The 12,580-nt window shown below is 43.6% G+C and carries 11 protein-coding genes; all 11 read right to left on the reverse strand.

All coding sequences use genetic code 11. The annotated features are described in order from the left end of the window. Positions 1 to 86: 86 nt before the first annotated feature. Positions 87 to 530, reverse strand: coding sequence for a transcriptional repressor (locus DXB15_RS05995; protein ID WP_242979833.1), 444 nt, complete (start codon positions 528 to 530; stop codon positions 87 to 89). Positions 531 to 752: 222 nt separating this feature from the next. Further along, the gene (locus DXB15_RS06000) at positions 753 to 968 is read right to left on the reverse strand and encodes a DUF5789 family protein (protein WP_109215621.1); all 216 of its coding nucleotides are present in this window, start codon (positions 966 to 968) and stop codon (positions 753 to 755) included. After that, complete coding sequence (locus DXB15_RS06005) at positions 955 to 1,896, reverse strand: nitrilase-related carbon-nitrogen hydrolase (protein ID WP_118702317.1); 942 nt, start codon at positions 1,894 to 1,896, stop codon at positions 955 to 957. The genes DXB15_RS06000 and DXB15_RS06005 overlap by 14 nt, the downstream gene beginning before the upstream one ends. A gap of 105 nt (positions 1,897 to 2,001) precedes the next feature. Beyond that, entirely contained in the window at positions 2,002 to 3,243 is a 1,242-nt protein-coding gene (gene codB, locus DXB15_RS06010) for a cytosine permease (RefSeq protein ID WP_118702318.1), read from the reverse strand. A 175-nt stretch (positions 3,244 to 3,418) separates the two neighbouring features. Further along, on the reverse strand, positions 3,419 to 4,810 hold the full coding sequence (locus DXB15_RS06015; protein WP_109215624.1) for an alanine/glycine:cation symporter family protein: 1,392 nt from the start codon (positions 4,808 to 4,810) through the stop codon (positions 3,419 to 3,421). A 444-nt stretch (positions 4,811 to 5,254) separates the two neighbouring features. Then, a complete protein-coding gene (locus tag DXB15_RS06020) occupies positions 5,255 to 6,205 on the reverse strand; it encodes an ATP-dependent 6-phosphofructokinase (protein ID WP_118702319.1) in 951 nt (316 codons plus the stop codon). A 130-nt stretch (positions 6,206 to 6,335) separates the two neighbouring features. Next, positions 6,336 to 7,649 (reverse strand): acetyl-CoA hydrolase/transferase family protein, encoded by a 1,314-nt coding sequence (locus tag DXB15_RS06025; RefSeq protein WP_118702320.1) that lies wholly within the window; start codon positions 7,647 to 7,649, stop codon positions 6,336 to 6,338. A gap of 38 nt (positions 7,650 to 7,687) precedes the next feature. Next, the gene (locus DXB15_RS06030) at positions 7,688 to 8,800 is read right to left on the reverse strand and encodes a 4-hydroxybutyrate dehydrogenase (RefSeq protein ID WP_118702321.1); all 1,113 of its coding nucleotides are present in this window, start codon (positions 8,798 to 8,800) and stop codon (positions 7,688 to 7,690) included. Between the two features lie 29 nt (positions 8,801 to 8,829). Then, a complete protein-coding gene (locus DXB15_RS06035; protein WP_118702322.1) occupies positions 8,830 to 9,795 on the reverse strand; it encodes a transketolase family protein in 966 nt (321 codons plus the stop codon). A gap of 14 nt (positions 9,796 to 9,809) precedes the next feature. After that, complete coding sequence (locus tag DXB15_RS06040) at positions 9,810 to 10,661, reverse strand: transketolase (protein WP_118702323.1); 852 nt, start codon at positions 10,659 to 10,661, stop codon at positions 9,810 to 9,812. 331 nt (positions 10,662 to 10,992) lie between these two features. After that, entirely contained in the window at positions 10,993 to 12,372 is a 1,380-nt protein-coding gene (locus tag DXB15_RS17210) for an ABC transporter permease subunit (protein ID WP_243115601.1), read from the reverse strand. Positions 12,373 to 12,580 lie beyond the last annotated feature (208 nt).

Genomic DNA, 12,580 nt, shown 5'->3' on the forward strand with positions numbered 1-12,580 from the left:
AGAGTGGACTCGCGCCCACTCTTACAACATACTACATATTCTTAATTAATAATTTATCACACTATTTACAAAGATGCAAGTTTTTTTTATACCATGCCTGCTTTTACTGTCCGCACATTCTGTCGGTCAATGTATCCGCACGCCCGCAATCCCCGTTCGATCACGCGCATCCACTCCGGTTCTGTCAGCACACGCACAGAACTGTCATCCAGTTCGATCACATGCTCTTCCCGTTTTGCGCCGGTCTCACAGGTCACCTCATACAGATTCACCCGGCTGATGGCACCGATCTGTTCTAACAGGTTCACCATACGATATACGGTCGCTGTTCCGATCTTCGGATCTAATTTGGATGCTTTATAATAAATCTCTTTGCAGCTGGTGCAGTTTCCACTCAGAATCACATCCAGTAAAATCATGCGCTGTTTTGTGATACGGCATCCGTTCTCTTTTAATCTGTCAACGATCCGATCTTTCTGCATCTGCGTTCTGTAATAGTTTTCCGTCTTTTCTAATTCTGTTGCCTGCATACTAGATTTCCTTTCTCTATCTTTTTTTAGTATAAAGCAACGTGTGTTAGGTGTCAATAATGTTTTTTATTTTTTGCTTATTCAGGGTAACTATGACTCACGTGCAAAAAACTCCCCAAAACCGATACCGTTTTTGATACCCGTTTTGAGGAGTTTCTCAATTTCTCTATTTGCGAAAAGACAGAATCATATCTGTTCTTATCCTTCTGTTATTTATGCCTTCTATGCCCCAAGCAATGCACAGTAAAACTCTGCCGCACAGGAAAATGTCTCCTGACGGATCGGTGCTAGGATCTCCCGTACACTCAGGTACTGATCTGCACCTGCTTTCACGATTTCATCCCCGATCTGTTCCAGAATCTCCTGTTTGCTGATGGGATAGGAAATATCTGCCATCCGCTTGTGCAGTAAATGTAACATTCCTTTAAACTGTGCCATCGTTGTCACCTCGCTTATAAGCTGTGTAATCCGAAGTATCCAGCCCCTTTCCTGCATACGGATGACTGGATGCGCCCCGGTGCGCATAAGAATACATCGGTGCGGAATGAACCGCCTGACTGCGCATTGCATCGATAATGCCCGGATACAGATCCGCCTTGATCATAGATGGTGCTCCGTTTGCGCCCTCACAGATCACGTTTCCGTCCGGTCCCAAGATCATGCTTCGTCCAAAGCAGGAAAAATTCTCATTTTCCGCTGTTCCAGAACAGTTGACTGCCACTACGTACACCTGATTAAAATAAGCACCGGATTTATTGGTGATCTCCCATGCGTTCTGCCACGGATCCATGTAATGGGTCGGACGGATGATCACATTTGCGCCCTGCACGGCTGCTTCCCGCCACATTTCCGGATAATCGCCATCCGCACAGATGATAATGCCAAATTTTGCACCTTTCGGTCCGTCACATACGGTACAGCTGCGTCCCGGAATGGAACCCTCAAAAGGAATCCACGGATTCATTTTATCATAGCGGTGAATGATCTCACCTTTGTCATTGATCACAATGGCGGTATTGGTGTAATTGTTCTGTTCATCCACCCGAAGCAGGAAATCAAACACTCCGTACACTTCCAGTTCCGCACATTTTTTCTGAAACTTCTTAATCTGCGAACTGTCCATGGTAAGCAGCGCATTTTCCCATCCAAACTGCGGGAAACCCTGAATGCACGCTTCCGGTGCTACAAACAGATCAAAGCCCGGAAAGCCACCGGAAGCCCGATCCATAAAAGAAAGCAGCGTTTCTGTATTGCGGTCTACGTCTTCCATATTCATGGCACCGATGGGCGCATACTGCGCACCAACAACGGTCAGGCATTCTGTCTCAATTTTTCCATTGATTCCAAATACATTTCCTCTGTTCATATTTTGTACCCCCCTGTCACCCTTCCTGTGTTCAGCTTTATACTCGTATTCATACAATTAGCAGTAATACTTTGATATAGGAAGGTTTATCTGACAAATCATTCTTTATTTTTCTTTATCACAGATTTTGCTTCCAATAAAGTAAATGACGCATGCTGCAACGATGGAATTGATAGAACCGATACCAACCGGTACTTTCAGTCCAACGATAGCACCTGCAACAACGGCAATGATTGCATACCATTTTACGGTTTTCATATTTGTTGTGTCATTTTCCTGATAACGTCTCTGATGCATGAAGTAATCAGTGATTACCACACCACCAACCGGAGAGATCGCATATCCCATGAAAGTAAGCCAGGAAGTAAAGTTATAGTATAACCATACAGAAGCTACGATTCCGATGATACCGCTGACTAATACCATTTTCTTTTTGGAGCATCCTGTAATATTGGAAAGTCCAAGTCCACAGGAATATAATCCGTTATCGGCTGTGGTCCAGATATTTAATCCAAGTACAATGATAGCCGGAAGTGCTAAACCCTGTGCAATCATAATATAGAAAATATCTGCCTGTCCTGCTACGGAACCACCTACTGCACCGAATACGAACATCAGGGAGTTTCCTATAAAGAGCGCGATAACTGTTGCGATAACTGCGATTTTTCTTGTTTTTGCAAAACGTGTATAGTTCGGGGTTGTTGTACCACCACTGACGAAAGAACCTACAACCAGTGTAATGGCTGTTGCCAGTGTGATCGGATTCTGCGGTTCTGCTGCAAACAGACCACCAAGTCCGCCCATAGAAGAGACACCAAGTCCTACAGAAATGCATCCCAGAATTCCGACTGCCGGAACTGCGATCCAGCTTACGATCTCCAGAGATTTAATACCAAAATAAGCAGAAGCTGTCATAAGACCACCAGACAGAATAACAAGAACTACTACCGGAATACCAGTCAGCTCTGCAACCGGAATGGAAAACATTGCGATACCTACGCCAAACCATCCCATCTGTGTAAATGTAATAATTGCGGAACAAAGCCAGGAACCTTTCTTTCCGAAAGCATGTCTCGCCATCAGATCCAGGGTAAGTCCTGTCTTGCATCCCATGTAACCAAGAATACCGGTATATACGCCAAGAATCGCATTACCGATGAGCAAAGCCCATATAAATTTTGTCATGTTCAGACCAATACCAAGCTGACCGCCGACACTCATGCTGGCGGAGAAAAAGGTAAAGCCCATCATGATCATAAACATTGGCAGAAAACCTTTTCTTGCGCTGTCAGGTACCGCCTGAAGCTCGTAATCCTGCTGTTTCTCATTTGTCTGGTTGTTTTCCATAACATCCTCCTGCTCTTTTTTCTCGCAAAAAAGGTGCCAGGAGTACCTCAACCCAAATACTCTGGCACCTTTGCCGCTCTAAAATATAGCATGGTGGTTATACTATGTCAAAAAAATATCAATCCCTGATGTTATTCTTTTTTCTAATATATAAGGACATATATAATGAAAATGACTACTTATGTTGTCTTGCAAAATAGTCCTTTACCAGCTTCACAACCGTACCCGACAACAGGAACAACGCGATCAGGTTCGGGATCGCCATCAGACCGTTGAATGTCTCTGCAATGCTCCAGAGCATACCAAGGTCCATGGTTGCACCAACGATTGCCACCAGTGCATAAACGACCATAAACGGTTTTACCCATTTTTCAGAAGACAGGTACTCCATACAACGTGAACCGTACAGTCCCCATCCGATAATAGTGGAAAATGCAAAACAGCAAAGCGCGATGGCGGTAAAAATAGATACCCAGTTACCATATGTAGCGGTAAATCCGGAAATAGTCAGCTCTGCACCTGCATCTGCGCCATATCCAACCGGGATACCACTGCACAGAATAACCATAGCAGTCAGTGTACAGATCAGAATCGTATCAGTAAATACTTCAAAAATACCGAACATACCCTGTTTTACCGGTTCTCCAGTGTCTGCACATGCATGGGCAATGGAACCAGTACCAAGACCTGCCTCGTTGGAGAAAATACCGCGGGCTACACCTTTTTTCATACTCAGGAAAAAGCTTCCTACGATACCACCGGTCACAGAAGCCGGATGGAATGCACCGTCAATAATAGAATGAAATACTCCAGGCACACGGTCGATATTTAAAATAATAACGCCAAACGCAAGTACGATATATAATAATGCCATGAACGGAATCAGACGTTCAGTAACACGACCGATACGTTTTACACCGCCAAGCAGGATCATGGCTACTAAAATGGCAACAATAATACCCATCACCAGATTGACAACTTTTGTAGAACTTTCCGGAATAATATTGAAACTCAGTAACGCGGAATCAATCGCTGTTGTGATTGTATTTACCTGTGTGGCATTACCGGTTCCAAATACGGTTAATACACCAAACAGGGCAAACAAAAACGCAAGCCAGTGCCAGTGTTTTTTCAGTCCGTTCTTAATATAATACATCGGACCGCCAACCCAGTCTCCCACTGCGTTTTTCTCACGAAAATGTACCGCAAGGGTTACCTCGGAAAACTTGGTACACATACCAAGCAACGCGGAAATCCACATCCAGAATACCGCACCCGGACCACCGATAGCGATTGCTCCGGCAACACCGGCGATATTTCCGGTTCCGACGGTTCCCGCCAGCGCCGTACAGACTGCCTGGAACGGAGTCATGGCTCCATCGGAAGCATCCTTTTTATCAAAAATTTTTCCAATGGTCTGTTTCATTGCATATGGAAATTTACGAATCTGTAAGAATTTTGTCCGCACACTGAGCAGAAGACCCACTCCGATAATGCAGATCATGGCAGGCACACCCCAGATGAAATTGTTCACCACGGAGTTCACCGATTTGATAATTTCTAACATTTTTTAACCTCTCAACTCATTTGTATTCTGTCTGTGTCCAGACAGATTTAAAAAGTATAGCACACTTTTTTTACAATGTACAGATTTTAATACAAAAGAGAACTGTATACAATGGATTTCTTATGTGTTTTTCATGTACTTTTGTGAAAGAAAATGATTCCATTTTGTCTCCGCGGCTAACAATCGCCTGCGAAGAAAAAATAGAATCACTTTCTAATCTACATAGTGAAATAACAAGTGTAAAAGGATCAATATGCTGGTAAGATTGATGCGCAGCAAATGTTAAGTATGAACTGCTTTTGTTCCTAATAAAAAATATAAACATTTATAATGTAAAAAGAAGTATCGTATTGTCGTGCGATACTTTTTTTTACGAAAGGGTTATATTATATCCATGAGTTATCTGAATTGCTATTTAAAAATCTGCTGTTATGCACGATTCGATCAGATACAACTTAATGTCCGACCTAAATGTGCCAGATATGCGGAACATTCTTTGGTCTGTTTCATACCTTCACTGATTTCTACACCACACAGTTCATCGTGTTTCACACAGACCAGATGATGGTTTTTGCCTTCTTTGATCAAGTCTACCGCATAAGCTCCCATCATACTTCCATAGACACGGTCTTTTGCTGTCGGATTGCCTCCGCGCTGGATAAAAGCAAGCACATTTGCACGGGTATGTACATGTAATTCCCGCTCGATGATCTCTGCCATCGGCTCTGCTTTTCCTGCGCCCTCTGCCAGCACGATTGTTCCGGAAGTAAAATGATATTTTCGTAAATGGTCTACGATCTGTTCTGCCGTTGTATTGCTGTCTGCAAAAATAGCTCTTGCTGATCCTGCAATGCCGCTCCACAGAGCGATAAATCCGGCACGCCGTCCCATTACTTCTACCACGCTGAAACAGGAATGTGCTTCTGAGGTATCTGCGATACGGTCAATGGCTTCCACTGCAATATTGACCGCCGTATCAAAACCAATCGTGTATTCCGTACAACCGATATCCAGATCGATGGTTCCCGGAACACCGACTACGCCGATTCCCTGCTTAGAAAGACAGTAAGCTCCCTGATAAGAACCATCTCCACCGATTACAATGAGATCACTGATCCCATATTTTCGGCAGATGTCTGCAGCTTTCTTCTGCACGGAAAGTTCTTTGAACTCATCACAACGGGCAGTTCCCAGAATCGTTCCGCCTTTTGCAACAATATGCCGCACATCTTCTCTGTGAAGTTTTACGATATCTTCCCGTAACAATCCCGCATATCCATTGCGGATGCCATACAGTTCATATCCCAATTCCTGTGCTCTTCCAAATATGCCATAGATTGCCGCGTTCATGCCCTGTGCATCTCCGCCACTTGTCAAAACTGCAATTTTTTTCATATCAGTTCCCTGCTCTTCCTGCTATTTTCCGTCATATTTCATCTCAATATGAGTTCCATATCTAACTAAACGAAACAATTATCCTATTCTCAGAATCTTCCTATAATAATATAAATATCAATCTCTGTTTTTAAGCGATCTCTAATTTTTCATGGAATCTCTTTTCGTATTCCGCACCCAATGCTTCCCGAAACTCCGGTGCCGCAATATTGATCAGCGCTTTCGCTCTCTCCCGCAATGATTTTCCGTGTAACTGTGCAACGCCGTATTCGGTCACAACATAATCCACATCACACCGGCTTGTAGTAACAGCTGCGCCTTCTGCCAACAGCGGAACAATCTTGGAAATCGTTCCTTTTGCTGCGGTTGCCGGCATTGCCATGATCGTACGACCGCCCTTTGACATATTTGCGCCCCGGACAAAGTCTACCTGACCACCGACACCGGAAATCTGCTTCATTCCTACGGATTCACTTGCCACCTGCCCCATCAGATCTACTTCTACACAAGAGTTTATGGAAACTACATTATCGTTCTGGCAGATGACTTTCGGATCATTGACCACATCTACCGGCATCAGATTGACACTCGGATTATCATTTACATAATTATATAAACGATCTGTTCCCATCAGGAAAGTTGCCACGCACTGTCCTTTCTGGATCTGTTTGCGTGCATTTGTGATCACACCTGCTTCGATCAGCTCTACCACACCATCGGAAAACATTTCACTGTGGATACCAAGATCTTTTTTATCTTTCAAAAACAGTAATACTGCATCCGGGATCGCACCGATTCCAAGTTGCAGGCAGTCACCGTCTTTTACCAGTGAAGCAACGTGTTCACCAATCTTTTTCTGAACTTCCCCGATCTTTGGCGGTGGAAGCTGAATCAGATCACTGCTCTCTGCCACAATGTAATCCAGTTTGCTGACATGGATAAAATTATCTCCGTGCACACGCGGCATTTTCGGATTTACCTGTGCGATTCTTAATTTTGCTGTCTCTGCACATGTCTTTGTATAATCACAGGATACGCCAAAGGAACAGTAACCCTGTGCATCCGGCTCACTTACCTGAATCAACGCTACATCTGGCGGTGCCTGTGTCCGGAAATATTCCGGTGCTTCTGAGAAGAAGATCGGTGTAAAATCCGCTCTGCCTTCTTCAATCGCTTTTCTTGTGGAACCACCGGCAAACAATGCGTTATGCCGAAAATGCTTTGCCATCTCCGGTGCGCAGTAACCTGCTTTTCCCATGGCAACCATATGTACCACTTCGATATCTTTCCAGTTCATCTCATCTGCGATTTCTACCATAGCATCTGTCAGAATGACAGGCTCGCTGCAGGCATGTGCTACAGCGACTCTGTCACCTGATTTGATATGGGATACTGCTTCTTTTGCAGTACAGATGCGATCTTTATATGTAATCTTCCAATCCATCTTTTTTACCCCTGTTTTTATCTATACACAATCCGGCTTTAGAACAGTTCTGTATAAATCTTGCGAATACGGTCTCTGTCTAAGTATACAAAGTTATTTACTAACAGACGCTGCTGGTTTTCGATAACGGAATCCGTAAACTCATCAATCTGAGCCTCTGTCATACCATACTCATGCAACGGTTTCTTCTGAATGATCGTATTCAGTAATTTTTCCAGTTCCTCATATACATTTGCTGCATCACATCCAAAGATTCCGGCAATGTAATTATTCAGTTTTTCAATCTCACCGTCTGTCTTGATCTCCATGTAGTTATTCATAACACCGGTAAACATTGCATAATTTGCTTCTCCGTGCGGTACATGGAAGGTAGCGCCCAGCGGATAACTTAATGCGTGAACTGCTGCACAACCTGCATTTCCGAATGCGATACCAGCATAGTTACTTGCCATAAGGAAATCATTTAATAACGGGATTCTTGCCTCTTTGCCTTCTTTTGCGATCTTCATGTATCCGGTCAGGATCATTTCGATGGCACGGTAACCAAACATTCTGGTTGTCTCATTTCCCTTCGGGGAAAGACTGGACTCGATAGCATGGATCAGGGCATCAATAGAACTTGTTGCGAATACGCCAAACGGAAGTCCTTTTAACAGTTCCGGAATCAGAACTGCCTCATCTGCATACATGTCATCCACTGCCAAACCTTTTTTGGTTCCACGGCTGTTCAATGCCAGAATTGCAATGTTTGTTACCTCACTTCCAGTACCACAGGTAGTCGGTACCAGAACCAGCTCTTTATTTTTCACTGCCGGGATTTCTCCGTCATACAGATCCAGAACCGGTGATACCTGACGGAGTGCAAACAGTTTGGAAATGTCCAGAACTGTTCCACCACCAATGGCGATGACACGTTTGTGCTCACCTTTGATATCGCGGCACATTGCCTCTACCATATCATCGGATGGCTCTCCCATGCCGTATTTTTCCTGAAAAATCACATCACATTTCAGATTCAGATCTCCGAAATACGGATTGTAAATATATTCGTTTGTAACAACTAAATCTCCCTCACCCAACATAAAATCCTCTGCAAACTCTTTTGCAGTATCATAATTATAAATATCCGGTTTCAACATTAAAGTTTTCATTATACCTATACCTCCGGTCTGGCTTCCCTTTACTTTCTGGAAATAACTTTCTTTACTGCCTCTACGATATCTTCTGCCATCAGATTGTACTCTTTCATCAGGAAATCCTGTGGACCAACCTGACCGAAACGGTCCTGAATACCAACACGCTCCATCGGAACCGGTTTGTTTGCAACCAGAACGTTTGCAACTGCGGAACCAAGTCCGCATCCAACCTGATGATTCTCTGCGGTAACGATGCATCCTGTCTCTTCTGCTGCCTTGCAGATCAGTTCCTCATCGATCGGTTTCCATGTATGCATATCGATCACGCGGGCAGAAATACCTTCTGCGCTTAAAATTTCTTCTGCACGTAATGCTTCATCCAGCATAATTCCGGAAGCAATGATTGTTATATCTTTTCCATCTTTTAAGGTAACGCCTTTTCCGATTTCAAACTCTGAACCATCTGCATAAATGGTTTTGAAATTTTTACGGATCAGACGCATATAGCTTAACTTCGGATACTCTGCCAGTTTCTTTGTCAGAGATTTTGTCTGTACATAATCACAGGAATCAATGACAACCGCGCCTGGAACAGTCATATATAAAGCGCCATCCTCGAACGGCATATGTGTTGCACCGTTGAACGCTGCGGTTACACCCGGATCGGAGCCGATGATATGTACCGGAACCTGAGAATAACCGGCTGCCAGAAACGCCTGGTCAAAGCAACGGCGTGCTGCGAAACATCCAAAGGAATGTACGAATGCTTTCATGCCTGCTGCTGCCATACCGGAAGCAACACCAACAGCATTCTGCTCTGCGATTCCGGCATTGAATACTCTGTCGGGGAATTTCGCCTGAAGTTTTCCTACGTTGATACACCCGCCCAGATCACAGTCTACATGTACGATTGTCGGATCATTTTCCATCAACTCTGTCATTGCAGCGATATAACCATCACGATTTGCTCTTGCATCTTTTTTATGTTCACCTATCAATGTATAACTCATAATCGCTTCCTCCTTTACTGAGCACGTACTGCAGCAAGTCTTTCTTCTGCTGCCTTGATTGCTTCTTCCCATTCCTCTTCCGACGGCTGAGATGAATGTGCTCCGATCGGTTCTGCAAAAGTTGCACCTTTTCCTTTGATCGTATTTAATACGATACAGGTTGGTTTTCCTTCTGTCTCGTATGCTGCCATTACTGCATCGTAAATCTGTGAAACATCATTTCCGTCTGCTACATTGATCACATTCCATCCAAAAGCATCGAATTTTGCGCCAATTCCTTTTGCATGACCCATAACCTGCTCACAGGTACCGTCAAGCTGTCGTTTGTTATCATCGATCAGACAGATCAGATGATCCAATTTATAATGTGCTGCAAACTGTGCACCTTCCCAGATCTGTCCTTCGTCTGCCTCTCCATCACCTACTGTGACGAATACGTGGCTTGTTTTGCCTTTCATTTTATTTGCAAGCGCTGCACCTACTGCCTCGCTCATTCCCTGTCCAAGAGAACCGGTGGTCAGATCAACACCCGGTGTCATACGACGGTCTGTGTGGGATGGGAATCTTGTATGCGGCTGGTTCAGTGTGTATGCATCCTCTACCGGATAAAAACCTTTCAGTCCTAAAGTTGCATACATAACCGGTCCGCCATGTCCCTTTGATAATACAAACCAATCTCTGTCTTCCCAACGCGGTTCTTCCGGACGGACATTCATTACTTCTCCGTACAGAACTGCCATGGCATCTGCCAGTGACATGGAACCACCTACGTGTCCGAAACCTCTTGAGTGAATGATTTTTAATGTCTCGACGCGAATTTCTTCCGCAAATACTTTTAATTCATGTACTCTTTTTTCTGTCAACATAATGCGCTCCTTTCATTCGTTCGCTAAATTGTATACCATTTTTGAAATAATATACTTTCTGCTTGTAATATACTTCCGCATATCATATATGTCAATTATTTTTATACTATTCGCCATTTCTTTGTATAATATACACAATTTTTAGTGGTTACTTTTTTTGCATTTTTTAATATCGCAATCATTTTCACGCATTTTAACATCGATTTTTTTGCATTTTTTCCATTGTTTTTTGCAATTTTGCATTATTTTGGTATACTATTTTGGTATACTATCTTGCTCATTAACAAACTTTTTCATTCTATACTGACAACTGCCGGCAGGTTTTTGTTTGTTATTTCAATGCATCCTCTACTGCTTTCAGAATCTCATCACACTGGCAGTTCTCTTTGAACAGCTCCAGTCTCTTTCCTGCAAATGCAGCCTGAACCATCTCATGAACGTCTGGCTCTTCGCTTGCTGCAAATACTGCAATGCGGATAAATGTTGTATTGATACCAGCTACTCTTGCTGCCTGTAAGTTACCACCACAGGAGAATACCCGACGACCAAATACTGTTTTTGCAAGTACGAAAGAACATACTGCAATTACAATGATAAAGAATACTGCCAGCATCGGAATTTTTCCGAATAACATTAAAGATGTAACTTTTTTGTATCCTTCTGAAATACCAGTGATCGGTTTTCCGTTTGAGGTTAACAGTGCAAGTCCTCGAACCGCTGTCATCGTACCAAGTGTCATGATGAATGGTGGTAAGTTTCCGACTGCTACACCGACACCGTTTACAATTCCTACACCAAGTCCTGCCCGGCAGGCTACGATGAATGGAACGATCAGTGGAAGATTTCCCTGTCCTAACATCGCTGCCAGAATACCGGTAAATGCGATGATTGATCCGACTGACATATCAAATCCGCCGCAGATGATAACGAACATCATACCAAATGAAAGGATTCCGACAATGGATGTCTGTTTCAAAATGTTTACGATATTGCCACCGGATAAGAAATTGTGATTTAATAATCCAAGTACTACAACCAGTGCAATGAAAATGATAACGATAAAATATTCACTTATATTGTGCTGTTTTGCTATTGATTTCTGCTTCATTGTTCCGCCTTCCATCAGTTCGCTTCGTCCGGCTCCTACCAGACCTGCGATTCCAAGAATCTCACCGGATCTTACGGAAATGCTGATATCTTTTACTTTCTTGTCGCGCACGATGTGTTTTGCTTCGAACATTACATCACCGATCTTGGCTTCCAGTTTCAGGAACACATCTGTGGTCTCTCGTCCAACCATCATTTTGATCAGCTGTGGCTCGTCCAGATCTTTTACCTCGCCGCATCCGATATACTGCCCATCTCGGAAAACGCTGATTCTGTCACAGATGGTAAAAATCTCATCCATTCGGTGGGAGATATAAATGATCGCTACTCCCTTCGCTTTTAATCGATTGATATGGTCAAATAAAATATGTACTCCCTTATCTGTAATAGAAGTTGTCGGCTCATCCATAACGATTACTTTCGCATTTACGGAAATCGCTTTGATGATCTCTATCAGCTGACACTGTGCTACGGTCAGATTTCTGAGCAGTGCCTTCGGTGATACGTGAAGTCCACAATCTTCAATCAGTTTCTGGGATGCCTCAATCTCTGCTTTCTTGTCTACCAGACCGTTCTTGGTGATCTCACGTCCTACAAAATTCAAGAATGCTCCGGCATTCTTGTTGCGAGGTGCGCGTCATGCAATTGCATGACATACTTCAACTGCGCACCTCTGTAATCCTGCCGGAGGCTATATCAGATGGGGGATTGGCTCCCACCACTGATACTAGCTTGTTTCTCACCACTTATAGGACGCCACTGAAAAAGTGGTAAGTTTAGTATCGCAGGGCGTCAAATATGTGAAAAAATGT

It is taken from the genome of Roseburia sp. OM02-15 (assembly GCF_003481835.1).
GTDB classification, from domain to species: Bacteria; Bacillota; Clostridia; order Lachnospirales; family Lachnospiraceae; genus Eubacterium_I; species Eubacterium_I ramulus_A.